This is a genomic window from Knoellia sp. 3-2P3, from assembly GCF_029223115.1.
GTDB lineage: Bacteria > Actinomycetota > Actinomycetes > Actinomycetales > Dermatophilaceae > Pedococcus_A.
Window position 1 is genome coordinate 677108 of sequence record NZ_JARGZE010000001.1, and the last position, 24647, is coordinate 701754.

At 72.5% G+C, this 24647-nt stretch carries 23 protein-coding genes; 9 read left to right on the plus strand and 14 right to left on the minus strand.

All coding sequences use genetic code 11. The annotated features are described in order from the left end of the window. The first annotated feature begins 47 nt into the window (after positions 1 to 47). Entirely contained in the window at positions 48 to 1547 is a 1500-nt protein-coding gene (locus P0Y31_RS03265) for a CoA-acylating methylmalonate-semialdehyde dehydrogenase (RefSeq protein WP_275866623.1), read from the plus strand. Positions 1548 to 1650: 103 nt separating this feature from the next. On the opposite strand, the gene P0Y31_RS03270 is transcribed toward P0Y31_RS03265, so the two are convergent. The 7 genes from P0Y31_RS03270 to P0Y31_RS03300 form a co-directional block, all read right to left on the minus strand. After that, positions 1651 to 2685: a LacI family DNA-binding transcriptional regulator gene (locus tag P0Y31_RS03270; RefSeq protein ID WP_275866624.1), complete on the minus strand. Its 1035-nt coding sequence runs from the start codon at positions 2683 to 2685 to the stop codon at positions 1651 to 1653. Then, positions 2682 to 4136 (minus strand): GH1 family beta-glucosidase, encoded by a 1455-nt coding sequence (locus P0Y31_RS03275; protein ID WP_275866625.1) that lies wholly within the window; start codon positions 4134 to 4136, stop codon positions 2682 to 2684. Before P0Y31_RS03275 ends, P0Y31_RS03270 begins: the two co-directional genes overlap by 4 nt. Next, positions 4133 to 4930 carry a carbohydrate ABC transporter permease gene (locus tag P0Y31_RS03280; protein ID WP_345803611.1) on the minus strand — a complete coding sequence of 266 codons (798 nt, stop codon included), beginning with the start codon at positions 4928 to 4930 and terminating at the stop codon, positions 4133 to 4135. The genes P0Y31_RS03275 and P0Y31_RS03280 overlap by 4 nt, the downstream gene beginning before the upstream one ends. A 107-nt stretch (positions 4931 to 5037) precedes the next feature. After that, a complete protein-coding gene (locus tag P0Y31_RS03285; RefSeq protein ID WP_275866627.1) occupies positions 5038 to 5994 on the minus strand; it encodes a sugar ABC transporter permease in 957 nt (318 codons plus the stop codon). 92 nt (positions 5995 to 6086) lie between these two features. Continuing rightward, on the minus strand, positions 6087 to 7370 hold the full coding sequence (locus P0Y31_RS03290; RefSeq protein ID WP_275866628.1) for an ABC transporter substrate-binding protein: 1284 nt from the start codon (positions 7368 to 7370) through the stop codon (positions 6087 to 6089). Between the two features lie 154 nt (positions 7371 to 7524). Continuing rightward, positions 7525 to 8259 (minus strand): sulfite exporter TauE/SafE family protein, encoded by a 735-nt coding sequence (locus P0Y31_RS03295; RefSeq protein WP_275866629.1) that lies wholly within the window; start codon positions 8257 to 8259, stop codon positions 7525 to 7527. 116 nt (positions 8260 to 8375) lie between these two features. Then, positions 8376 to 8780 carry a hypothetical protein gene (locus tag P0Y31_RS03300; protein ID WP_275866630.1) on the minus strand — a complete coding sequence of 135 codons (405 nt, stop codon included), beginning with the start codon at positions 8778 to 8780 and terminating at the stop codon, positions 8376 to 8378. An 81-nt stretch (positions 8781 to 8861) separates the two neighbouring features. Here P0Y31_RS03300 and P0Y31_RS03305 point away from each other — a divergent pair, with 81 nt between their 5' ends. The 4 genes from P0Y31_RS03305 to P0Y31_RS03320 all read left to right on the plus strand — a co-directional run bounded on the left by P0Y31_RS03305 (position 8862) and on the right by P0Y31_RS03320 (position 13100). Then, a complete protein-coding gene (locus tag P0Y31_RS03305) occupies positions 8862 to 9494 on the plus strand; it encodes a MerR family transcriptional regulator (protein ID WP_275866631.1) in 633 nt (210 codons plus the stop codon). Positions 9495 to 9644: 150 nt separating this feature from the next. Beyond that, on the plus strand, positions 9645 to 11111 hold the full coding sequence (locus P0Y31_RS03310; protein ID WP_275866632.1) for a DUF3352 domain-containing protein: 1467 nt from the start codon (positions 9645 to 9647) through the stop codon (positions 11109 to 11111). Positions 11112 to 11168: 57 nt separating this feature from the next. Further along, entirely contained in the window at positions 11169 to 12695 is a 1527-nt protein-coding gene (locus P0Y31_RS03315) for a gamma-glutamyltransferase (RefSeq protein WP_275866633.1), read from the plus strand. 18 nt (positions 12696 to 12713) lie between these two features. Next, positions 12714 to 13100, plus strand: coding sequence for a DUF2784 domain-containing protein (locus tag P0Y31_RS03320; RefSeq protein WP_275866634.1), 387 nt, complete (start codon positions 12714 to 12716; stop codon positions 13098 to 13100). Here P0Y31_RS03320 and P0Y31_RS03325 read toward each other — a convergent pair. From P0Y31_RS03325 to P0Y31_RS03335, 3 genes are all read right to left on the minus strand, one after another. Further along, on the minus strand, positions 13081 to 14439 hold the full coding sequence (locus P0Y31_RS03325) for an MATE family efflux transporter (RefSeq protein ID WP_275866635.1): 1359 nt from the start codon (positions 14437 to 14439) through the stop codon (positions 13081 to 13083). The genes P0Y31_RS03320 and P0Y31_RS03325 overlap by 20 nt on opposite strands. Positions 14440 to 14522: 83 nt before the next feature. After that, the gene (locus tag P0Y31_RS03330; protein ID WP_275866636.1) at positions 14523 to 15200 is read right to left on the minus strand and encodes a TetR/AcrR family transcriptional regulator; all 678 of its coding nucleotides are present in this window, start codon (positions 15198 to 15200) and stop codon (positions 14523 to 14525) included. 56 nt (positions 15201 to 15256) lie between these two features. Continuing rightward, entirely contained in the window at positions 15257 to 17737 is a 2481-nt protein-coding gene (locus P0Y31_RS03335; protein ID WP_275866637.1) for a glycoside hydrolase family 3 C-terminal domain-containing protein, read from the minus strand. 145 nt (positions 17738 to 17882) lie between these two features. On the opposite strand from P0Y31_RS03335, the gene P0Y31_RS03340 reads away from it, so the two are divergent. After that, positions 17883 to 18680 (plus strand): PIG-L family deacetylase, encoded by a 798-nt coding sequence (locus tag P0Y31_RS03340; RefSeq protein WP_275866638.1) that lies wholly within the window; start codon positions 17883 to 17885, stop codon positions 18678 to 18680. Here P0Y31_RS03340 and P0Y31_RS03345 read toward each other — a convergent pair. Next, the gene (locus tag P0Y31_RS03345) at positions 18657 to 19331 is read right to left on the minus strand and encodes a B12-binding domain-containing protein (protein ID WP_275866639.1); all 675 of its coding nucleotides are present in this window, start codon (positions 19329 to 19331) and stop codon (positions 18657 to 18659) included. The genes P0Y31_RS03340 and P0Y31_RS03345 overlap by 24 nt on opposite strands. A 40-nt stretch (positions 19332 to 19371) precedes the next feature. Then, a complete protein-coding gene (locus P0Y31_RS03350; protein WP_275866640.1) occupies positions 19372 to 20064 on the minus strand; it encodes a DNA alkylation repair protein in 693 nt (230 codons plus the stop codon). Between the two features lie 85 nt (positions 20065 to 20149). Here P0Y31_RS03350 and P0Y31_RS03355 point away from each other — a divergent pair, with 85 nt between their 5' ends. Continuing rightward, the gene (locus tag P0Y31_RS03355; protein ID WP_275866641.1) at positions 20150 to 20464 is read left to right on the plus strand and encodes a hypothetical protein; all 315 of its coding nucleotides are present in this window, start codon (positions 20150 to 20152) and stop codon (positions 20462 to 20464) included. Between the two features lie 6 nt (positions 20465 to 20470). Here the strand turns inward: P0Y31_RS03355 and P0Y31_RS03360 are convergent, their stop codons facing one another. Then, on the minus strand, positions 20471 to 21688 hold the full coding sequence (locus tag P0Y31_RS03360) for a helix-turn-helix domain-containing protein (protein ID WP_275866642.1): 1218 nt from the start codon (positions 21686 to 21688) through the stop codon (positions 20471 to 20473). 84 nt (positions 21689 to 21772) lie between these two features. Between P0Y31_RS03360 and P0Y31_RS03365 the strand changes: the two genes are divergently transcribed. Continuing rightward, on the plus strand, positions 21773 to 22861 hold the full coding sequence (locus tag P0Y31_RS03365; protein WP_275866643.1) for a ferredoxin reductase: 1089 nt from the start codon (positions 21773 to 21775) through the stop codon (positions 22859 to 22861). Positions 22862 to 22869: 8 nt separating this feature from the next. Next, a complete protein-coding gene (locus P0Y31_RS03370; protein ID WP_275866644.1) occupies positions 22870 to 24207 on the plus strand; it encodes an acyl-CoA desaturase in 1338 nt (445 codons plus the stop codon). A 34-nt stretch (positions 24208 to 24241) separates the two neighbouring features. Here the strand turns inward: P0Y31_RS03370 and P0Y31_RS03375 are convergent, their stop codons facing one another. Further along, the gene (locus P0Y31_RS03375) at positions 24242 to 24514 is read right to left on the minus strand and encodes a DUF2277 domain-containing protein (protein WP_275866645.1); all 273 of its coding nucleotides are present in this window, start codon (positions 24512 to 24514) and stop codon (positions 24242 to 24244) included. Between the last annotated feature and the right edge of the window lie 133 nt (positions 24515 to 24647).

Genomic DNA, 24647 nt, shown 5'->3' on the forward strand with positions numbered 1-24647 from the left:
CGCCACACCCAGTACCACACTCCAGGACCAGCACCGAAGGACACGCCATGAGCACTCCCACCCGCATCACCCACCTGATCGGCGGACAGTCGTGGACCGGCACGGCTGAGCGCACCAGCCCCGTGCACAACCCCGCGACCGGCGAGCAGACGGGCGTCCTCGACCTCGCCTCCGCCGAGCTCGTCGGTGAGGTCGTCTCGACCGCCAGGGCCGCCTGGGAGGGCTGGGCCGACACCTCGCTCACCCGGCGCACGCAGGTGCTGTTCGCCTTCCGCAACCTGCTCGACGAGCGCAAGAAGGACATCGCGGCGCTCATCACGGCCGAGCACGGCAAGGTGCTCGACGACGCGCTCGGCGAGGTGACCCGCGGCCTCGAGGTCGCCGAGTTCGCCTGCGGCATCCCCCACCTGCTCAAGGGGGGCTTCAGCGAGAACGCCTCGTCGAACGTCGACGTCTACTCGATCCGCCAGCCGCTCGGCGTCGTCGCGGTCATCTCGCCGTTCAACTTCCCGGCCATGGTGCCGATGTGGTTCATCCCCATCGCCATCGCCTGCGGCAACGCGGTCGTCCTGAAGCCGAGCGAGAAGGACCCGTCGGCCGCGATCGCCATCGCGAAGCTGTGGAAGGAGGCCGGCCTGCCCGACGGCGTCATGAACGTCGTCAACGGCGACAAGGAGGCGGTCGACGCACTGTTGACCCACCCCGACATCAAGTCGGTCTCCTTCGTGGGCTCGACGCCGATCGCCCGCCACGTCTACGAGACGGGCACGGCCCACGGCAAGCGCGTCCAGGCCCTCGGCGGCGCGAAGAACCACATGCTGGTGCTGCCCGACGCCGACCTCGACCTCGCCGCCGACGCCGCGGTCAACGCCGGCTTCGGGTCTGCGGGCGAACGCTGCATGGCGATCTCGGCGCTGGTCGCCGTCGAGCCGATCGCCGACGAGCTGGTCGAGAAGATCAAGGACCGGATGGGCAAGCTGCGCACCGGTGACGGCACCAAGGGCTGCGACATGGGCCCGCTGGTGACCAAGCAGCACCGCGACAAGGTCGCCTCCTACCTCGACTCCGGCGTGCGCGACGGCGCGACCCTGGTCGTCGACGGCCGCGACGGCGACTTCGACGGGGGCGAGGACGGCTACTTCCTGGCGCCGACCCTCTTCGACGACGTCAAGCCCGGGATGAGCATCTACGACGACGAGATCTTCGGTCCCGTGCTGTCGGTCGTCCGCGTGCGCTCCTACGAGGAGGGGCTGAAGCTCATCAACGACAACCCCTACGGCAACGGCACCGCGATCTTCACCAACGACGGTGGTGCGGCCCGCAAGTTCCAGCGCCAGGTGGAGGTCGGCATGGTCGGCGTGAACGTGCCGATCCCGGTGCCGGTCTCCTACTACTCCTTCGGCGGGTGGAAGAACAGCCTCTTCGGCGACAGCCACGCCCACGGCATGGAGGGCGTGCACTTCTTCACCCGCGGCAAGGTCGTCACCTCCCGCTGGCTCGACCCCAGCCACGGCGGCATCAACCTCGGCTTCCCCCAGAACGCCTGAGCGGCAGCGGCGCTCACCATGGCGCTGCCGGTGCGCCTGCCCGAGCCACGCACGCCGGAGGCGGGTGGGTGACCGGCCCACCGAGGGGCGGAGCGGCTGGCCGTCAGGCCGACTCGCGCACCACCAGGGTCGTGGGCAGCACGGTCGCGTGCTCGACCGGCTCGCCGGCCAGCAGCCGCAGCAGCTTGTCGGCCATGGCCTGGCCCATCTGCACCGTGTGCTGGTCGACCGTCGTCAGGCCGATCTCGCCGCGGGTGGCGTAGAGGCTGTTGTCGAAACCGACCACCGCGACGTCCTGCGGCACGCGCAGCCCGGCCTGCTCGAAGGCCAGCAGGGCACCCCGGGCCATGAAGTCGGAGGCGACGAAGATGGCGTCGAGGTCGGGGTGCTCGCGCACGATCTGCAGCCCGGCGCGCAGGCCCCCCGCGATGGTGAAGTCGCCGCGTGCGAGGCGGTCGTCGGGGAGCCCGGCCTCGGCCAGGACCTGGCGCCACCCGGTCTCGCGGTCGATGGCGGCCGGCATGTCCTCCGGGCCGGTGATCGTGGCGATGCGCGTGCGCCCCAGGTCGACGAGGTGCTGGGTGGCCGTCCGCGCCCCGCCGAGGTTGTCGGCGTCGATGTAGTAGGGCGCCAGCTGGGCCGACCCGTCGCCGAGCATGGGCCGACCGCCGAAGACCACCGGCAGGTCGGGGTCGAGGCCGGTGAGAAAGTGGTCGCCGGTGTGGTGCGAGACGACGATGGCGCCGTCGACGTTGCCGCCCCGCAGGTAGTTGCGAGTCTTCTCCGACGGCGAGGAGGGGTGCGTCAGCTGGAGGTTGAGCACGTACTCGCTGTCGTCGAGCCGGTCGCTGATCCCCTGCACGACGTCGGCGAAGTAGGGGTCCCCGAAGACGCGGTGCGCGTCCTCGGGGACCACCAGGGCGATCGCCATGGTGTGCCGTGCCGCCAGCGAGCGGGCCGCCCGGTTGGGCACGTAGCCCAACCGCTCGATGGCCTCGTTGACAGCGGCGAGCACCTGCGGGCTGACCTTCGGCGAGCCGTTGACGACGCGGGAGACGGTGGCGCGGGAGACCCCCGCCGCGGTCGCGACCTCCTCGAGGGTCGGCCGGGCCGGCACGGTGGCCTCGGCGCGGCTCACCCTTCCCCGGGCAGGTCGAGGGCCCGCGCGGCGATGACGCGGGCGTACAGGTGGCCGCTGTCCTTGATGGTCCGCTCCTGGGTCTGGTAGTCGACTCGGACGATACCGAACCGCTGGGAGTAGCCCCAGGACCACTCGTAGTTGTCCATGAGCGACCAGTAGAAGTAGCCCTTGACCGGCACGCCCCGGTCGACCGCGTCGAGCACGGCGCCGAGGTGGTCGCGCAGGTAGGCAGCCCGCGCGTGGTCGTGGACGGCCCCGTCCGGCGACACCACGTCGTCGAAGGCGGCGCCGTTCTCGGTGACGTAGAGGTCGGTACCGGCCGGCCCGGCATACTCCTCGTGCAGCCGCACGAGCAGGCGGGTGAGGCCCTCGGGCTGGACCTCCCAGCCCATGGCGGTGTTCGCCAGCGGGCGGGGGTGGCGGTGCACGTCGTCGGCGGCAGGGAAGGGCGAGCGGGTCGGGCGGCCGGTGTCGGCCTCGGTGGCCACGGCCTGCTCCGGCGGACGGCAGCTGACGAGCTCGCCCTGGTAGTAGTTGACCCCCAGGACGTCGATCGGGGTCGAGATCACCTCGAGGTCGCCCTCCTGCACGACGTCCTCGAGGCCCATGCCGGCCACGTCGTCGAGCAGGTCCTTCGGGTAGGCGCCGCGGAAGATGGGGTCGAGGAAGACCCGGTTCATCTGCGCGTCGAGTCTCCGCGCGGCATCGACGTCGCCGGGGTCCTGGGGGTCGAGCGGGTCGGGCACGGTGTGGTTGAGCGTGAGGCCGAGGCTCAGCTGCGGGTCGCGCTCGCGCAGCGCCCGGGTGGCCAGGCCGTGGGCGAGCATGAGGTGGTGCGCCGCAGCCAGGCCGGCCCGCACGTCCGTGTGTCCGGGGGCGTGGACGCCTGCGGTGTAGCTCAGGAAGGAGGAGCACCACGGCTCGTTCAGCGTGGTCCACGTCGTGACCCGGTCTCCGAGGCGGTCGTGCACGGCGAGGGCGTAGTCGACGAAGCGCCCGGCCGTCTCGCGGCTGGTCCAGCCGCCGCGGTCCTCCAGGGCCTGCGGCAGGTCCCAGTGGTAGAGGGTCAGCCAGGGCGCGATGCCCTGCGCGAGCAGCTCGTCGACGAGGCGCTCGTAGAAGTCGAGGCCGCGGGCGTTGACCGGTCCGCCGTCCGGGCAGACCCGGGCCCAGCTCGTGGAGAACCGGTAGGAGTCCAGGCCCAGCCGCGCCATGAGCGCGACGTCCTCGCGGTAGCGGTGGTAGTGGTCGCAGGCCACGTCGCCGTTGTCGGCGCCGAGGACCGCGCCGGGGACACGGCTGAAGGTGTCCCAGATCGAGGCGGTGCGTCCGTCCTCGAAGGCGGCGCCTTCGATCTGGTATGCCGCGGTGGCGGCTCCCAGCACGAAGCCGGCGGGCAGCGCCCTGTTGGTCGTGCTGGTGGCGGGTGCGGGGGCTGTGGTGGTCATCCTTTGACGGCTCCTTGCATGATGCCGGCCACGAGCTGACGGCCCGCGACGACGAAGAGGGCGATGAGGGGGAGGGCGGCCAGCACGACGCCGGCCAGGACGAGCGAGTAGTCGACGTAGTAGGCGGCCTGGAGCTGCTGCAGCGCGACGGGGAGCGTCGGGTTGCCGGGCTCGAGGACGATGAAGGGCCAGAAGAAGTTGGTCCACGTCGCGATGAAGGTGAACAGGCCGAGCATCGCGGCGCCGGGCCGGCTCGCCGGCAGGGCGACGTGCCAGAAGGTGCGGATCATGGAGCAGCCGTCTACCCGGGCGGCCTCGACCAGCTCGTCGGGCAGCGACTCGCGCAGGTACTGCGTCATCCAGAACACGCCGAACGCGTTGACCATGGCAGGGACGATCACCGCGCCGAGGCTGCCGATCCAGCCGAGCTTGGCCATGAGGATGAACAGCGGCACGACGCCGAGCTGGGTCGGCACGGCCATCGTGGCGACCACGAAGGCGAGCAGGCCCTTCTGGCCGCGGAACCGCAGCTTGGCGAACGCGAAGCCGGCGAGCGTCGAGAAGGCCACGACCGAGAGCGAGACGACTCCCGAGACGATGACGCTGTTCCGGAAGGCGGTCCAGAACGGCACCGTGTCGAGCACCGTCTTCGCGTTGGCGAAGAAGTTGCCGCCGGGGAGCAGCGGCACCTGCCCGGCGTTGATGGCGGAGGCGTCCTTGCTGCCGATGAGGAAGGACCACCACAGCGGGAACACCGAGGCGAGCAATACGACGACGAGGAAGGCGTAGACCATGGGGGTCGCCCTGCTGGTGCCCTGCTGGTGCCCTCGGCGTGCCCTCGGCCCGGGGCCCCGGACCTGGCGATTCGCGAGGGCGCTCTGGGGGACGATGGGGGGAGCGCTCACCGCCGGCCTCCTGACTCTGTTGCCGCGATGCGGCGGGTGATGAGGAAGTTCACGAGGCTGATCAGCACGATCAGCAGGAAGAGCAGCCAGGCGACGGCCGCGGCCCGCCCGAAGTTCTGCTGGCCCCACCCGGTCTGCCAGAGGAAGAGCGTGAGGGTCTGCCACTGCCGGTCCGCGCCGCCCTGGCCCGCCTGGTCGAACATGCGCGCCTCGTCGAAGATCTGCAGGCCGCCGATCGTCGAGGTGATGACGACGAAGATGATCGTGTTGCGCAACAGCGGCACGGTGAGCGAGAAGAACGTGCGCACCCGCCCGGCCCCGTCGATGAGGGCCGCCTCGTAGTAGTCGCGGGGGATCGCCTGCATCGCCGCGAGGAAGATCAGGGCGTTGTAGCCGGTCCAGCGGAAGTTGACCATCGTGGCGATGGCCAGGTGGCTGGGGATGACGTCGACGTGCCAGCGGACGGGGTCGATGCCCACCAGCCCGAGGGCCTGGTTGATGAGGCCGAACCGGTCACCGAAGAGGTCGTTGAAGATCAGGGCGACGGCCACGGGGGCGACGACGTAGGGCAGCAGCACGCCCATCCGCCAGAACGTGCGGCCCCGCAGGCTGGTGTCGAGGGCGGCAGCGATGAGGATGGCGAGGACGACCTGCGGCACGCTCGAGAGCAGGAAGATGCTCAGGGTGTTGCGCAGGCTGCGCCAGAAGTACTCCTGCTGGAGCACGGTGGCGTAGTTCTCGACCCCGACGAACTCGCCCCTGCCGCCGATGAGGTTCCAGTCGTGCAGCGAGACGTAGGCGGTGTAGAGCAGCGGGAACAGCCCGACGAGGGCGAAGAGGACGAAGAACGGGGAGATGTAGAGGTAGGGGGCGACGCGCGCGTCCCAGCGGCTCAGGCGCTGGCGCGCGGCCGACCGCCTCCGCGTCGCGAGGGGCAGTGCGTGGTCTGTCACGGGGGTCTCCTTCGGTGGCGCCCGGGCGGCCGGTGTCTCACCGGCCGCCCGGGGCTGCCAGCCGACTCAGCAGGTCAGCCGGAGCCGACCGCTCAGCCGAGGGCCTTGACGTCGGCCACGAAGCGGTCCCACGACTGGGCCGGCGTCATCGAGCCGTCCTCGACGCGCGTGAGCGCCTGCTGCATCGCGTCGTTGATGGGGAAGTACTTCGCCCCCTTGTATGGAGTCACGGTCACGGCCTTGGCGCGCTCGGCGAACAGCTGACCGGTCGGTGCGTTGTTGAAGAACGCGTTCTTGACGTTCGTGAGGTCAGCGCTCTCGAGCGCCTTGGTCTGGCTCGGGAAGGCGCCGACCTTGACGAAGGCCTTGATCTGCTGCTCCGGCGCGGTGAGCCAGGCCGCCAGCTTCTGCGCCTCGGCCTGGTTCTTGCTCTGGGTCGGCACGGTCAGGTAGGAGCCGCCCCAGTTGCCGCCGCCACCGGGGAAGGTGTTGGCGACGTCCCAGCCCTTGACGCCCTTGGCGTTGCCCTCGATGACGCCGAGCATCCAGCCCGGGCACAGCATCGTGGCGAAGCCGTCCTTCTGGAAGCTGGCCACCCAGTCGTCGCTCCACTGCTGCAGGCCGGCCGAGAGGCCCTCGTCCTTGCCGGCCCTGACGACGGCGTCGAAGGTCTTGCGGACCTCGGGGTTGGTCGTGGCGATGATCGAGCCGTCGTCCTTGTTCTCGTAGGTCGACTCGACCTGGTTGATCATGCCCTGGTAGGTCGCGCCCATGGAGTCGAACCACGGCACGTCGGTCTTGGCCTTGAACTGGCGGCCGGCGGCGAAGTAGCTCTCCCACGAGTTGCCGAGCAGCTGGGCGACGGCCTCGCGGTCGCTGGGGAGCCCGGCCTTGGCGAAGAGGTCCGACCGGTAGCAGATCGCCTCCGGGCCGCTGTCGGTGCCGTAGCCGATGAGGCGGCCCTTGGCGTCGGTGGCGGCGGCGGTCTTCCAGTCGAGCCAGCGACCCTGAACGTCGTCGGACTTGAGGTCCTTGAACTTCGAGGAGTACTGCATGAGCTCGGGCAGCCAGTCGACCTCGACGGCCTCGATGTCGCTCAGCCCGCTGCCCGCGGCGAGGCGGGTGTTGAGGTTGTCGCGGGCCTCGTTGGTCGTGGCCGCCTTCTTGTGCTTGATGGTGACGTTGGGGTTCAGCTTCTGGTACTCGGTGAGGAGGTCCTCGTAGCCGAACTGGTTGAAGGTGGCCACGGTCAGGGTGACCTTCTTGGTGCCGGTCTGGGCCTCGGCGGAGGAGTCCTCCGTGCCGCACGCGGTGAGCGCGGCCAGCAGGCCGACAGCCGTCACGGCGGCCAGCGGGGCGATTCGACGGTTGGGCATGAGAACTCCTTTGTCCTGGTTCAGCAGTCTTGGGAGCGCTCTCATGTGTGAGAGCGCTCTCACGACGCACAGAGTGAGGCCTGGGGGGTGGTCCCGTCAAGGGCGCCTGCTGGATCCGGTGTGCGGCGGTGCGCCGCGATCCCACCGGATGAGATCAGCGCACGACGAGGGCCAGCGCGGAGACCACCGTCGCGGCCAGCACGGCCTGGTCGAACCGGGCCTGGCTCAACCGGCGCGCGGTGTGCAGACCCGCCCAGGCTCCCAGCAGCACCATCGGCGCGAGCGCCAGGGTGCGCAGGAGCGTCTGGCTCGAGAAGAGCCCGAGCCCGGCGCTGAAGGGCACCTTGCAGAGGTTGACCCCGAAGAAGAACAGGGCTCCGGTGCCGAGGAAACGCCGCTTCTCCACGCCCTGGGCGACGAGGTAGAGCGTCATGACCGCACCGGCGGCGTTGGCGGTCATCGTGGCGAATCCGGCGCCGAGGCCGGTGCCGACGGCCGCCGTGCGCGAGGACCCGATGGTGTCGCTGTCGGGCGGTCTGCGCCGCACGAGGAGCTGCAAGCCGGCCATGACCAGCAGCAGCACGCCGATGGAGCGGCGCAGCACCGTGTCGTCGACGACGGCGAGGAAGGCGGCGCCGAGCACGAGGCCGGGGAGGACCGCGGGGATCAGCCGGCGCAGCAGCCCCCGGTCGGCGTCGTGTCGGTAGTGCCAGACGGCCACGAGGTCGCCCACGATGAGCAGCAGGAGGATCGCCGCGGTCGACTCCCGCGCGGGCATGACGCTGGCAAAGATCGCGATCGAGATGCTGGCCAGGCCGCCGATCGCGGTCTTGGCGTAGCCGATCAGCAGGGCCGCCACGCCCAGCAGCAGGGCGGCCGTCAACGTCATCGCGACGGTCCCGCGGTGCTCCTCGGCGCCACCGGCTCGGCCGCCTCGACGAGCTCTCTGGTGACCTGCGGGGTCGTCACGGGGGCGAGTCTAACGAGGGGTCCTCTGGGCGCCGGTCAGGCCACGAGGAGGCCGAGGCCCAGGGTCGTCAGGCTCACTGCGAGCACGGCCGCGCCGGCGAAGACCAGGGCGATCAGCCGGTTGGGTCTGGTGCGCCCGGCGCCCATGGAGGAGAAGAAGAAGCCGCCCGGCATGAGCAGGGCGGCCACTGCCACCCCGGAGCGCGCCAGCCAGCCGAGGGCGCCGTCGAGCCCGCTCGCGTCGACGAAGGGCTGGCAGGCCAAGGCGAGCAGGAGCAGCACCCCCGCGTGGGCGTGGCCGGCGCGGGCGAACTTCTCCTGGAAGGGCGTCACCTCGGCCCGGCCGCGCACGATGCTGAGCAGGTAGAGGCCGCCGGTCTCGACCGTCACGAGGGACAGCAGGAGGATCCCGGCCAGGATGCGGCTCTCGTCGGACAGCATGGCGTCTCCCTGGGATGCGGAATTGGATAGTGAACTCACCAATATTGGATAACCAACTATCCAATGTGTCAAGATCGGCCCATGTGGATGTCCGAGCTCTCCGAGCGCAGCGGCGTGCCGGTGGCGACGGTGAAGTTCTACCTGCGCGAGGGCCTGCTGCCGCCGGGCGAGGCGACCGGCGCGACCCGGGCGCGCTACGAGGAGCGGCACGTGGAGCGCCTGCGGCTCATCCGGGCGCTGGTCACCGTGGCCGGCATGAGCCTGGCCCGGGTGCGAGAGGTGCTCGAGGCCGTCGACGACGAGACCCGCCCGCTCGACGCGGCCATCGGCAGCGCCCACACCGCGCTCTCCCCGGAGCCGTCGGTCGAGCCGTCGGCCGGGTCGACGCAGCGGGTGGCGCGCCTCATCCGGAGCCGGCGCTGGCGGGTGGAGCCCGACGGGCGCCACGCCCGCGCCCTCGCCGCCGCGCTCGACGCCATGGACGCTGCCGGCCAGCCCCTGGGCGAGGAGGTGCTCGAGACCTACGTGGGCGCGGCTTCGGACATCGCCCGCGCCGACCTCGGTGGGCTGCGCGGCCTGGGCCGGGAGGAGGCGACGACGTTCGCCGTCCTCGGCACGTTGCTCACCGAGCCGGTGATCACCTCGCTGCGCCGGATGGCCCAGGAGGACCTCGCCCGCCGCAACCTCGGCCGCCGCAGCCCTTCTCGCGGCTGAACCACAGCGCTCCCGCCCGAGGGGGCACGGGTGGGTCCTCCGCCGTCCCGGCCTCACCCGAACCGGTGGACCTTGCCGGGTTCGCGAGTCAGCCGGACCCGGCGGCGGCTACTGTCCCCGGCAGTTCACGCAGGGGGAGCAGGGGGAGCAATGGAGCAGATGGTCGTGCCCGGCGTCGTCGAGACGCCCGGGCAGAAGCCGGCGAGCAGGGTCAAGACGCTGGCGCTCGTGGGGGGACTCGTCGCCATCGTGGGCGGCACGGCAGTCGCCGGAGGGGGCTGGCTCGCGTTCAGCAGGCTGAACGGCGGTGGGCCCCAGCCGGAGAGCGTCCTGCCTGCCGACACCGTGGCCTTCCTCAAGGTCGACATGAACCCGTCGGGCAGCCAGAAGGTGGCGGCGGTGCGGTTCGCGCTGCGGTTCCCCGAGGCCAAGGGGAAGGTGACCGAGAGCTCCGACCTGCGCAAGGTCGCCTTCGAGAAGCTCCAGGAGGACGGCGAGTTCAAGGACCTCGACTACGCCACCGATGTGGCGCCCTGGCTGGGCGAGCGGTTCGCGGTCGGAGTGCTGCCCGGGGCCGGCGCGAAGGAGGAGCCCATCACGGTGATCGTGCTCGCCGTCACCGACGAGGACAAGGCCAGAGCGTCGCTGCCCCAGCTGACCGGGAAGTCCGACACCGCGTGCGGCGTGCGCGACGGTTTCGCGATCTGCAGCGAAGACAAGACCACCGTCACGGTGCTGACCGAGGCCGAGCAGTCCACCAGCCTCGCCCCGCGGCAGTTCGCCTCCGACATGGAGGCCCTCGGCGAGGACGGCGTGGCCGCCGCCTGGGTCGACCTGAAGAAGGTCGGTGACGAGGCGAGCGAGACCCGAGGCGCTCTCGGCCTGCCCGGCCTTCCGCTGGGTGACGTGCCCCAAGGCGGACGCCTGGCGGTCGCCCTGCGCTTCGCCGGCCCCCACCTCGAGCTCGCCGGACGGGTCACCGACATGCCGCTGGCGTGGCCGGCCGAGCGGGGCGGCGGCAACGGCGTCGCCGACCTGCCGTCGGGCACCCTGGCGGCCTTCGGCCTCGACAGTGCCGGTGAGCAGGTCACCTCGAGCTTGCTCAGCAGCAAGGACTTCGCCGAGGACCTCGAGAGTGCCGAGCGCGATCTCGGCGTGTCCCTGCCGGAGGACCTCACGGCGGCTCTGGGCGACCGGGCGACCCTGGCCTACGGCGGTATGGAGGGCGGCACCGTCAACGTCGCCCTGCGCACGGCGGGCGACCCCGCCGCGGTGGGCCGCTTCGTCACCGGCATGAACGGCGACACCATGGGCACCTTCCGCCTCCACCAGGGCAGTGCCGACGGTGACCCGGTCGTCGCCACCACCGAGGGATACGCCGGGCAGGTTGCCAGCGGCAGCGGGCTCGGCGAGCAGCAGTCCTTCCGCGACGCGGTTCCCGGCGCCAAGGACGCCCGCGCCGTGCTCTACCTCGACATCGCGAGCCTGCTCAAGGAGCACGGCGACGTGGTCGGCGCCGAGCTGCGCGAGAACCTCCAGCCGTTCTCGGCCCTCGGGGTCAGCACCCGCGGCCAGGACAAGGCCGCCGAGTTCACGGTGCGCCTGACCACCCGCTGACGCACCCGCCACCACCGATCCCGGGTCTCGTGGGGGGAGGCAGGGCAGGATGCTGTCGTGACCAGACAGGTGGCGGTGGCGGCGACCGGTCCCGTGGCCGTGCAGGCGGGGCTCGCGGCGGCGCGGGCCGGGGGCAACGCGGTGGACGCCGCGATCGCCTCCATGGTCGCCGCCATGAGCACCGAGCCGGGCATCGTGAGCGCGCTCGGCGGCGCGTTCGTCACCATCTGGCCGGCTGACGGCGAGCCCGAGGTGATCGACGGCAACGTCGAGATGCCCGGTCGCGGGCAGCCGGCCGAGCGCTTCGGCCAGGGCCTGCGCGAGTTCGACGTCGCCTACGGCGGCGGCATCACGCTGTATGCCGGCCACGGCTCGGTCGCCACGCCCGGCGCCTTCGCCGCCCTCGGACTCGCGCACGAGCGTCACGGGGCGGCTGCCTGGCGTGACGTGCTGGCGCCGACGTCGGCCGCCCTGCGCGAGGGCTTCCACATCGGCGCCGCGGCCGCGAGCTACCTCGACATCACGGCCGACAGCGTCTTCGGCTGGGACGAGCACACGCGCCCGCTGGTCACCAGGGCTGACGGGTCGGCGCTGCGCGGGGGCGACCTCGTGCGCTCACCCGACCTGGCCGACACGCTCGACCTCATCGGCGAGCAGGGCGCCCAGACCGTCTACACCGGTGAGCTGGCCGCCCGGATCGCGGCGGACTCCGTCGCCCGCGGTGGGCTGCTCACCGCAGCCGACCTCGCGGCATACCGGGCCCTCGTGCGGGAACCGGTGACCCTGCGGCTCGGCGACTGGGAGGTGGCCACGAACCCGCCGCCCTCCATCGGCGGCCCCCTGCTCGCGGTCATGCTCGGCGAGCTCGCCGGTCGCGCGGGGAGGGACTGGCGCGACGTCATCGAGATCCAGCGTCACGTGCTGTCGTACCGGCACCACGTGCACGACCTCTCCGAGGACCTCGAGGAGGACGGCTACGCCCTCCTCGAGACCGTGCAGCGCCACGGCCTGCCAGGGCTGCCGACCTCGTCGTCGACGGCCCACGTCTCGGCTGTCGACAGCGACGGGCGGGCCTGCGCCATCACGGCGTCGAGCGGCTACGGGGCCGGGGCGACGGTGCCCGGCACGGGCCTGATGCTCAACAACTGCCTCGGCGAGCCGGAGCTCAACCGGCTCGGCCTGCACGCGCTGGCTCCCGGCACCCGGCTGGCCTCGAACATGGCGCCCTCCGTGGGCCGCAGCACCGACGGCGGCACGCTGGCCATCGGCACACCGGGCGCCGACCGCATCACCACTGCCCTCATGCAGGTCCTCGCGCGATACTGCCTCATGGGCATCGGGCTGCAGGAGGCCGTCGACCGGCCCCGGCTGCACGTGAGGGTGCTCGAGGACGGCTCGCACCGGCTCGAGCACGAGGACGACCCCGTGATGACCGACGCCGCGGCCCGGTCCGGGATGGAGACGGTGCGGCACCCCAGGCACTCGATGTTCTTCGGCGGCGTGGGTGCGGCGCACCGCGCCCCCGGAGGTGCGCTCAGCGCCGCAGCCGACCCGCGACGTGAGGCAGCCACCGGGGTCGGGTAGCGGTGGTGGGAGGTCTCGATGGGCTACCGGCTTCTCGCGGACGCGGTGATGCTCGTCCACTTCACCTTCCTCGCCTTCGTGGTGGGAGGCGGCCTGCTGGCGTGGCGGTGGCCCTGGGTCATCTGGCCGCACGTCACGCTGGCGTTGTGGGGCTTCTCGACGATCGCCTTCTCGATTCGCTGCCCGCTCACCGACGTCGAGGACTGGGCCCGCGAGCGTGGGGGCCGTGAACCGCTGTCGGGCACCGGGTTCATCGACCACTACCTCGAGAACGTCGTCTACCCGCAGCGCTACACCCGCGCGATCCAGGCGGTGGCCGCCGCGGTCGTGCTCTTCTCGTGGGCCGGCCTCGCCGTTCGGCGCCGACGGCGGGCGCGGCTTCGCGCTAGCGAGCCGCCCCGGTGACCGCCCACTCGTCGCTGCGCACCCGCCACCAGAACAGCACCCCCCGGATCGCCATGAACCCGGTGAAGGCCACCCACAGCGCCGCCAGCGCACGGGCCTGGCCCTCCACGTCCCCGTCACCCAGCAGGACGCTCGCGCCGGCGTGCACCGCGAGGACCAGGGGCAGGTACAGCAGCAGCGTGGCGACCATGGCCTTGGCCAGCCAGCGGCCGTCCCCGGCGCCGATGAGCACCCCGTCGACGACGAACACGTAGCCCGACAGCGGTTGCCCGAGGGCCACCACGACCAGCGCGGCGGCGAGCACCGAGCGCACCGCCTCGTCGTCGGTGAACAGCGCGGGCACGAGCGTGTGCACGGCCAGCAGGCCGGCGCCGAGCACCGCCCCGCCCCAGGTGCCCCACCGCACCATGGTCTCGGTGGCCGAGCGCGCGGCGGGCACGTCACCCGCGCCCAGGGCCTTGCCGGTCAGCGCCTGGGCCGCGATGGCGAGGGCGTCGAGCGCGAAGACGAGGAAGGACCACACCGTCGCCGCCACCTGGTGCGCGGCCAGCGGCACGTCACCGAGTCCGGCGGCCACCCAGGTGGTGACGAGCAGGATGGTGCGCAGCGCGAGGGTGCGCACGAGCAGCGGTATGCCGGTCACGGCCGCTCGCAGCACACGCCCGGGGTGCGGGTGCAGGTGCGCGTCGGCTCTCCGGGCATGGTGCACCAGCACCGCGACCAGCCCGGCCGCCATGCCGGTCTGGGCGATCACCGTTCCCCAGGCGGAGCCCGCGATGCCCCAGCCGAGGCCGTAGACCAGGACGACGTTGAGGACGATGTTCGACGTGAAACCAGCCACGGACGCCACCAGCGGCGTGCGGGTGTCCTGCAGGCCGCGCAGCACCCCGGTCGCTGCGAGGGCGACGAGCATGGCGGGAATGCCCGCCGCCGAGACCCGCAGGTAGGTCGTGGCGTAGCCGAGGGCCGCGGGCGAGGCGCCGAAGAGCCGGCACAGGGGCTCGGCCGCGAGCGCGACGGCCACTGCCACGACGCCGCCGAGCAGCACCGCCAGCCAGGTGCCGTCGATGCCGGCCTCTACCGCCTCGCGCTGCGACCCCGCCCCGACCCGGCGCGCGACGATCGAGGTCGTGCCGTAGGCCAGGAACACGAACAGGTTGGCCGCGGTGAGCAGGGTGGCGCTGGCGACGCCCAGGCCGGCCAGCTGTCCGGTGCCGAGGTGGCCGATGATCGCCGAGTCGGCGAGCAGGAAGAGCGGCTCGGCGACGAGGGCCAGGAAGGCCGGCACGGCGAGCCGGATGATCTCGCGGCTCTGGTCACCGGCCCGCCACCTCAGCACCGGCCCACCGTAGCCGCGGCGTGGGTCCCCGCGACGGTGGGGACCGGACGCCGCACCGTGCCTCGGTCCCCCTTCGGATGGGCCTACGCCCGGTTCGGCGCCCGGTTCCGCGCGGTGTCATCCCCCGGGGTGCCCCATCGCTCGCGCACCGTGCGCACGAAGGCGGTGAAGTCGCCGGCCATGTCGACCCCATCGGGGTCCATCAGCCACTGGATCTGCAGGCCGTCCATCGCGGCAACGGTCAGCCGGGCGATGTGCTCGACGGGGGCCTGCGGGTCGCAGGTGCCGTCGGCCTGCGCCTGCCGCAGCCCCGTGGTGATCAGGTCGACCGCGCTGCGGTGGTGCTCGCGCAGCCAGTCGTGCCCCGGGTGCTCCGCGTCGATGGCCTCCCCGGCCATGGCGGTGAACAGCCGCACGAACGGCTCGCGGTGGGTGTTGTGCTCGACCAGAGCGGCGATCCGCTCGAGCGCGTCCCAGCCGCGCGCCTCGGCGCCGAGGTCGAGCGCGGCCATGTCCTGCTCGTCGCGCCGTTGCAGCACGCCGGCGAGCAGCAGCTCCTTGGACGGGAAGTGGTGCAGCAGCCCGGTCTGGCTCAGCCCGGCGGACTCGGCGACCGCGACCATCGAGGTGGCCCGGTACCCGCGGTCGGCGAACACCCTCGCCGCGGCGCCGAGGATCCGTTCGCGGGTGTCGGCACCGTCGCCGCCGCGCGGCCGGCCGGGCCGGCGGCGAGGGGCGCCGGGGGCGCTCGCCGTCGTCATGGTGGTGACTGTATGCCGCGTGCCCACGCCGTCCTCCCGCGTCCCTCTGCCGGTGTTCAGAGCGCCAGCCGCTGACGGACGTCGCCCAGGCCGCGGGCGACCAGCAGCTCACCGCCGTCGGCCAGGACCGACCACCGGTCGGCCTCGCTGTCCCAGCGGCGCCAGAGCCGGGCGTCGCAGTCGACGGTCACCGTGCTCGTGCCGCCGGCGGCCACCTCGGCTGCCGACCAGCCGACGAGGCGCACCGGCTGGTCGGTCTCGGCCGGCTGCAGGTAGACCTGCACGACCTCGCGCGAGTCCCGCTCGGAGTTGTTGTGCACGGTCACCTCGAGCCGGGGGGCACCGGCGGCGGTCGTGCGGGACAGCTGCGCGGACAGGTAGTCCCAGGAGCCGTAGCCGAGGCCGTGCCCGAACCACCAGGCGGGTGCCTTGGCGTGGCCGGCGGCGAAGCCGCGGTAGCCGACGAACGTGCCGTCGGTGTACTCGAGCCGCAGGTCCGTCGGCACGACGTCCCATGCCGGCGCGTCCCCGTCGGCCGCCGGGTAGCTCGTGACCAGCCGCCCGGCCGGCTCGCGCACGCCCAGCAGGGCGTCGGCCACCGCGTGGCCGCCCTCCTGGCCGGGCAGGCCGACCACGACGACGGCGTCGACGGCGGCGGCCCACGGCATGAGCACGGGGGTGGCGGCGTTGACCACCACGACCGTGCGGCTGGCGACCTCGGCCACGGCCGCCACGAGCGCGTCCTGCTCGCCGGGCAGGGCGAGGGTGTGCTTGTCGAGCGCCTCGGTCTCCTGCTCCTCGGTGAGCCCGACCACCACGACCGCCACGTCGGCGGCTCGGGCCGCCTCGACGGCTGCGGCGATGGTCTCCTCGGCAGCCGCCGGCACCGGGCGGGCCACCAGCGACTTCAGGCCCATGCCCGAGGCGATGATGTGGGAGAGCTGGTTGACCTCGCCGGTGGGAGCCGGCTGGGGCTCCGAGCGCACCAGGGTCACGGTGGCCTCGACGAGGGCACCCTCGGCGAGGTCGGCCTCGTGCGTCCAGGCGGGCGGCTTGAGCATCGACTCGCCGGGGTCGTAGCCCTCGGCGACGAGGGTGGTGCCGGCGAGGTCGGCGCCGTCGACCTTCAGGGTCCAGGCGCCGACGCCGAGCGCGCCGAGCTGGGCGCGGCCGCCCTGGCTGACCCGGGCCGCGATGGTCACGGTCTCGACGGGCCGGGGGAACGAGTCGTCCCAGCCGACACTGACGCTCGCGATGTCGCTGTGCGCGTCGCCGAGCAGGGCGCCGTCGGCGTCGTAGTGACGCACCCGCACGCCGGTCTCGCCGGTCTCCGGGTCGCGCAGCCACCGGGGGTCGGCGACGACGGGACGCTCGCGCACCTCGACCCCGTCGACGACGGTGAGGCGGTCGCCGATCGCGGCGCGGAGCCCCTCGGCGATGGAGACCTGGTAGGGCGGGTTGACCTGGGCCGAGCCGCCCCCCATGCAGACGGTCTCGACCCCGTGCCGGCCGACGAGGGCGAGGGTGCCCGTGCCCGCGGGGTCGAGGGGCAGCACGCCGCTGTTCTGGAGGACGACCATGCCGTCGGTGGCCAGCCGGCGCAGCTGGGCCCTGCGCTCCGGGGCGTCCGGGGCGGTCGACTGCGTGGGCCAGCGGCGGTGGCGCTCAGGTCCCCCGAGCGCCCCGACCCGCTCCGCCAGCCGCAGCAGCCGGGTGACGTGCTCGTCGACGACCGACTCGGGCACCGCACCGGACTCGACGTCGCGCGCCAACGCCTCGCCCCACGGGCCGTCCGGTCCGGGCATGACCAGGTCGAGGCCGCCCAGCGCCGCGGGGGCGGAGGTCTTGGTGGCGAACCAGTCGCTCATGAGCAGGCCGTCCCAGCCCCACTCGTCCTTGACCACCTCGTTGTTGACGTGGTCCTGCTCGGTGGCCGCCACACCGTTGACGTCGTTGTAGGCCGCCATGATCGACCAGGGGTTCGACTCCTCGACGGCGATCTCGAACGGGAGGAGGTAGACCTCGCGCAGCGCCTCCTCCGAGACGACCGAGTTCATGTAGTTGCGCAGCGTCTCGGACTCGTTGGCCACCAGGTGCTTCAGGCAGGCCCCGATCCCCTTGTCCTGCAGGCCCTTCACGTAGGCGGCGGCGAGCCTGCCCGTCAGCAGCGGGTCCTCGGAGTACTGCTCGAAGAGCCGGCCCCCAAGTGGCGAGCGGTGCAGGTTGATGGTCGGGCCGAGCACGACGTGGATGCGCTGGCGCTCGGCCTCCTCGGCGAGCATCTCGCCGACCTCGCGGGCGGCCTGCTCGTTCCAGGCCGAGGCGAGCACCGTGGCGTTGGGGAAGAGCGCGACCTTCTCGCCGCCGGTGAACTTCAGGCCGCGGACGCCGGTGGGGCCGTCGGAGAAGGCCATGGGCGCCAGGCCGATGCCCTCCTCGCCCCAGAGCGTGAACGCGGTCTCGCCGGTGAGCAGGCGCACCTTGGTGCGCAGGTCGAGCTTCGCCAGCAGCGCGGCATACGGGTTGTCGGTGGTCATGTCAGGTCACCTTCTGGTGGGGGCGCGGTGTCTGGACTACAGGACACCATCCACCATCCGATTTACAAATAGGCACTATTAACTATTTAGTGCCTCGCGACCTGACCGGATCAGCGCCCGTGGGGTGGCGGTGCATCATGGCGGGGTGTCGACCATCGTCTTCGTCCACGCCCACCCCGACGACGAGGCGTCGCAGACGTCCGGCTCGATGGCCCGGGCGGTGGCCGAGGGGCACCGGGTCGTGGTCGTCTTCGCCACCCACGGCGACCACGGCGAGGTGCCGGACGACCTGGCTGACGGTGAGACCGTCGTCGACCGCCGGCGCCGGGAGGCGGCCGCCTCGGCGGAGGTGCTGGGCCTCCACCGCGTCGCCTGGCTCGGCTACGCCGACTCCGGGATGACCGGCTGGGAGCAGAACCACCACGACGGCTCCTTCTTCCTCGCCGACCTCGACGAGGCCGCCGGTCGCCTCGCCGCCCTGCTGGACGAGGAGGCCGCCGACGTCGTGGTCGGCTACGACTGGCACGGCGGCTACGGCCACCCGGACCACGTCAAGGTGCACCACGTCGTGCACCGGGGAGCCGAGCTGGCGGCGGTGCGGCCGCGGGTGCTCGAGTCGACGATGAACCGCGACGTGCTGCGCCGGATGTTCGTGGCAGCGAAGGGGTCCGGAGCCGCGGACGAGGCGTGGGACCCGGACGCACCCATGGACGACGGCAACCCGTTCGGCACCCCGGAGGCGGAGATCCACTGGCAGGTCGACGTCAGCGAGTACCTGCAGCACCGCAGGGCCGCGTTGGCCGCCCATGCGAGCCAGGCGACCGACGTGGGCTGGATGCTGGGCATGCCCGAGGAGGCGTTCGTGCTCATGTTCGGCACGGAGCACTACATCGAGCCCGGCCGCGAGCCGGGCCTGCGCTCAGGCTGGTTCCTCGACGGCTGACCCGCCGCGGTGCAGCGCCACGTGCTGGGCCGCCGTGACGGGGTCGCCGGCGAGCAGCTCGGCCCCGACGGCCTCGGCGAAGTGCCAGGTGGCGCCCTCGCCGGCGACCGCGAGGGGCGCGGCCTGAGCGAGCCTGGTCAGCTCCCAGCGGCGTGAGGCGAAGCGGTGGGGCGTGGTGGCAGCCAGCACCACGAGCTCCGGCGGGGACACCCGGGCGACCGCGATGAGGTCGTGCACCGGGGTGTGCGCCCCGAAGAAGCGGATCCGCCAGCCGCGCCGGTGCAGCACGATGCCGAACGCGAACAGCGGCAGGTCGTGCAGCTCACCGGGCGGGCAGGCCAGCCACGCCACCGGGCCCTCGCCTCGGCTCCAGCCGCGGCTGAGCACCGTCAGGCGGCCCCGCACGACCTGGGTGGCGAAGTGCTCCTGCGCGACGCTGAGGGCGCCGCTGGCCCAGTCCTCACCGACGCCGTGCATGAGCGGGACGACCACGTCGCGCAGGGCGTCCTCGAGGGCGAGACCGGCGAAGCACCGGTCGAGCACCTCCTCGGCCCGCTCCTCGTCGAGGTCGCGGAAGGCGGTGGCGAGCTCGTGGCGCAGGCCGAGCACGTCGGCCGGTGCCCCCGGCGAGGGCGTGGCGAGAGTCCCCATTGGCGCAGCATACGTGTCGCCCGCCTCATGGGGCCGAGGCTCAGAGGTGCTTGAGGGCCTCCCGCCGCGACAGGCCCGACAGACGTGGCCCCCAGCGATCGGCCTCGGAACGGACCCAGACCGGGTCCGTGCGGGCGTACTGCCGCAGCGCCCAGCCGATCGCCTTGCGGATCCAGAAGCTCGGGTCGTCGAGGTTGGGCTCGATGCACTCGCGCAGCAGGACGGTGTCGGTGCGCCCGCGGGCCTTGAGCTGGCAGATCACCGCGGCACGCCTCAGCCACACGTCGTCGGAGACGGCCCAGCTGCGCACCACGGACGCCACGGCAGCGGGGTCGCGCAGCAGGATCGGACCCACCCGGTCGGAGGCCACGGGGTCCACGAGGTCCCACCACGCACCGGTCGTGACGAGGTGCTCGTAGAGCGGCAGGGCGCCCGCGTCCTGCCAGCCGCGGTAGGCCCGGTGCCCCGTCAGCGCGAGCGCGGCATATCGCTCCTCGCGGTGCGCGGCGTCGTCCCAGAGCTCGCGCACGGTCGCCTCCCACTCCTCCCGGCTGGCCATGCGGTGTGCCGGGTCGGCCAGGATCGGGCGCAGCAGCGCCTTGAGGGCGGGGGAGCCGATGCCGTGGAAGGGCATCGAGGACTTCATGTAGGCCTGCTGGGCCCGGGCGCGCTCGGGGTCGCCCACCGCGGCGAGCACTTGGCGGATCTCGGTGACGAGATCGTGTCGGACCACCGCAACAGCATCGCGCAGCGGTTGTTGTCGGCCACACTGGGCCCCGGCGCCCGCACGAGGCGGGCCGAGCGGGGAGGGGACCGACGTGGCCGAACCGGTGAGCCCGGGCGCGAGTGGGTCGACGCCGATGACCGAGCGCGTGTTCGGCCCGGACCGGCCGCCGGGCCCCATCGTGCGGCTGCCCACGTGGGTCAACGTGGTGCTCGTGCTGATCCTGCTCGCGTCCTGCGGCGGTGCGGGTGCTGCGTCGTCGTTCGAGTCCGACGCGGCCACCAAGGAGGACGTGCGCGACATGTGCCGGCTGCTGGGCGCGCTGGCGGAGAAGCAGGGGGTCGACCCCTACGCGGTGGTGGAGACTTCGGGGGGCTGGACCGCCTGCCGCGAGGGGCTGCAGCAGTAGGCAGGGCTACTCGACCGTGGCCGTGTCGGGTTCGAGGGCCAGGGCGATGGTCAGGTCGAGCACGGTGGCCGGGTCGTCGAGGGTGTCGCCGAACGCGTCGCGCACCTGACCCATGCGGTAGCGCACCGTCTGCGGGTGCACGTGCAGGCGGGCCGCGACCTGGTCGCGCCGGCCGTGGTGCAGCAGCCACGAGCGCAGCGTCTCCTCCAGGCGGGCACGGGGGCCGGGCTTCAACCCGTCGAGGGGGCGCAGCGCGGCCGCACGCAGGTCGGCCAGGGACTGGGGGTCGGCGGTGAGGACGAGCTCGGACAGGCGTGCCTCGGTGTCGAGGACGTCGGCGGTGTGCGGCAGCCGCCGCGCGCGCACGGCGCGGTCGTAGGACAGCCGGGCGTGTGCCCACGGCCGGGCCGGGCCGAGCACGGCCTCCCGCTGGTCGAGCAGCCGCGAGAGCCGCACCCGGTCGGGCCCTGCGCCGGCGGGCACCAGCAGCACGCTGAGGTCGTCCTCCTCCATGCCGGGGAGGTCGGTCGACACGTGGAGGGTGTGGGGCCCGAGGTGGCTGAGCACCGCGGCGGCGTGCCGCTGGGGCAGCAGCACCGCGGTGAGCGACTCGGGCGGCTGCCACGCGGCCTGCTCGGCGGCGGCCTCGAGGGTGGGCTCGTCCTCGCCCTGCAGGAGCATGGTGGCCAGGCGCTCGAGGTAGCGCTCGCGGACCCTGCCGGTCGTGGCGGTCTCGTCGCCGTGCCCGGCGACGCTGGCGGCCGAGAGCTCGTCGATGTAGGCGAACACCAGCTCGGCGAAGCGGCCCAGGGTGGCCGCCGGCACGTCGCAGGCGACCGCGACCTCCGAGAAGTGCCGCCACGAGACCCGGGCGCCGATCCGGTAGGCGGCCAGCAGCGCGTCGACGGACCGGCCGCTGCGGGCCTCGCCGCGCCCGAGGTCGTAGGCGGCGGCCGTGCTCTTGGCGATGGGCACCGCCGGGTCCGTGACGTCCCCGCGGGCCGCCATGCTGAGGAAGTTGGCCAGGGCCAGCTGTACCGCTCGACGGATGGTCTGGCCCATGGTGCCGGTGAGGGCGCCGGCGTAGCTGGGCACCTCCACCATGATCGTCTCGACGGCCTCGTCGGCGGCCGCGGCCACTGCTGCAGTGAGCTGCAGGCGGGTCGCGTCGTCGAGGTCGAGCAGGGCGGCCTGCCCCACCACTCGGTCGGCGGCGTCGCTCATTTCACACTCTCCGAACAAGAAAGACGCGCAGATTCACATCGTGTGGTCAGGATTCTAGCGCTGGACGAGCGGATAGTAGGTGGGGTGAGTACTCCCACCGCAGCCCCCCAGCGAGCGACCCTCGCCTCTCGGGCCCTGCGGGTCGCCGAGATGGTGACGACCCCGCTGCTGCCCGCCGACTACCTCGACCTCATCAACCCGCTGCGCGCCGGCGCCGACCTGCGCGGTCGCATCGTCGCCGTCCGCCGCGAGACGGCCGACGCGGTCACCCTGGTGATCCGCCCCGGCCGTGGCTGGCACGGGCACGTCCCGGGTCAGTACATCCGCATCGGCGTCGACGTCGACGGTGTGCGCCAGTGGCGCGCCTACTCGCTGACCTGCCCGGCCTCCGCCCCCGACGGCCTGATCTCCGTCACGGTCAAGGCGATCCCCGACGGGAAGGTCAGCAACCACCTCGTCCGCCGCACGCAGCCCGGCACGATGATCATGCTCGACCAGGCCAAGGGCGACTTCGTGCTGCCGGACACCCGTCCCGAGCGCGTCCTCTTCCTCACCGCGGGCAGCGGCATCACCCCCGTGATGGGCATGCTGCGCAACCACCTCGACGAGCTCGCCGACGTCGTCGTCCTGCACTCCGCGCCCACCCCGGCCGACGTCGTGTTCGGCGCCGAGCTGCGCGAGCTGGCCGCCCAGGGGCGGATCACGCTCATCGAGCAGCACACCGACGCCGACGGCCTCCTCGACCTCGCCGAACTGGCGAGCCGAGTCCCGGACTGGACCGACCGGCACACCTGGGCCTGTGGTCCCACCGGCATGCTCGACGCCGCCGAGGAGCAGTGGGCCGCCGCGGGCGTCGCGGACCGGCTGCACACGGAGCGCTTCCGCCCCACCGTCGTGGCCGCCGGCGAGGGCGGCACGGTCGCCTTCGCCCAGCAGGGCCACGTCGTCGAGGCCGACGGCGCCACCCCGATCCTCGACGCGGGCGAGGAAGCCGGCGTGCTCATGCCGTCGGGCTGCCGCATGGGCATCTGCTTCGGCTGCGTCGTCCCGCTGCGCGACGGCGCCGTGCGCGACCTGCGCAACGGCGAGCTCACCACGGCCACTCCAGAGACCCCTGTCCCCATCCAGACCTGCGTGTCGGCCGCGGCCGGCCCCTGCGAGATCGAGCTCTGAGGAGAGACATGACCGCCACCGCTGAGACCTACGACCTCACCATCGACGGCTCCGCCGCCGGCACGCCCCAGGCGCCCGCGTCGACCACGCCCCGCAGGACCAACAGCCGCCTCTCGGTCGTCACCACCGAGCGCCGCTACGCGCCCAAGCCCTCGGGCAAGCCCGACCCGGTCGCCCACCTGAGCGCCGAGGACATCGAGGAGCTCGGCCGCGAGCTCGACGCCCTCCGCCAGGAGGTGCTCGGTTCGCGCGGAGCCAGCGACGCGGCATACATCCGCAAGGTCATCAAGACACAGCGCTGGCTCGAGATGGGCAGCCGCGGGGTGCTGCTGTTCTCGATCTTCCCGCCGGCCTGGCTGGTGGGCACTGCCGGCCTCTCGGTCGCCAAGATCCTCGAGAACATGGAGATCGGGCACAACGTCATGCACGGCCAGTGGGACTGGATGCGTGACCCGAAGATCCACTCGACGGCGTGGGAGTGGGACAACGCCTCCCCGTCGGAGTTCTGGAAGCACAGCCACAACGAGCTGCACCACACCTACACCAACGTCATCGGCCGCGACAACGACCTCGGCTACGGCATCATGCGCGTCGACGAGGACCAGAAGTGGGTGCCGGCCTACCTCGGGCAGCCGCTCTACAACTTCCTCAACATGCTCGTGTTCGAGTACGGCATCGCCGCCTACGACCTCGAGCTCGGCGCCTACGTCAAGGGGCGCGGCAAGGACAGGGAGACCTTCCGCCGCGACGCCCAGAAGGTGCTGCGCAAGATCGGTCGGCAGGCCCGGCGCGACTACGTCCTCCACCCGCTGCTGTCGGGGCCGTCGTTCCTGCACACGATCGCCGCCAACGCGGTGGCCAACCTGGTGCGCAACGTGTGGACCCACTCGGTGATCATGTGCGGCCACTTCCCCGAGGGCGTCGAGACCTTCGCCAAGGCCTCGATCGAGGGCGAGACCCGTGGCGAGTGGTACCTGCGGCAGATGCTCGGCTCGGCCAACATCAGCGGCTCCAAGGCCATGCACGTCATGACCGGCAACCTGTCGCACCAGATCGAGCACCACCTCTTCCCCGACCTTCCGAGCAACCGCTACGGCGAGATCGCGCCGAGGATCCGCGAGATCAGCGAGCGCTACGGCATCAGCTACACGACCGGCTCGCTGCCCCGCCAGGTCGCCTCGGCGTGGAAGCAGGTCGTCGTTCTGTCGCTGCCCAACCCGCAGCCGGGCCGCACGCGGGTCGGCATCGCCGCCGAGGCGGTGGGCAAGCGGGTGCGGCGCCGCCTGCGCGGCGTGACGGCCGGCGTGACCGGTATGCCGCGTGGCCACCGGGAGGCCCGCGGCTGACCCTCCGTGCCAGGCGGGCCCGGATCCAGGGGGGTCAGGCCACGCCGTAGCGCTCCCGGGCTCGGGCGCGCGCCTTGGCGGCCTCGTCCTCGCGGTTCTTGGGCGGGGCCGCCGTCGTGAGGTGCTCGAGCAGGTGCTGGGTCGCGTGGGCGACCGCATCGACGGCCTCGTCGAAGGCCGCCTGGTTGGCCTGCGACGGCCGCGTGCTCCCGCTCACCTTCCGGACGTACTGCAGGGCTGCGGCCCGCACCTCGTCATCGGTGGCCGGCGGCTCGAAGTTGTGGAGCTGGCGGATGTTGCGGCACATGCCGTCAGGCTACGCCGCAGCGGTCGACGGCCTGGCGGGAAACTGTGGATGCTAACCGATCGAGCTCATGCAAAAGACGTAGTTCGGCCAAACCCCGCCGAAGAACGAGACTTGTGGACAACCCCGCCCGGGC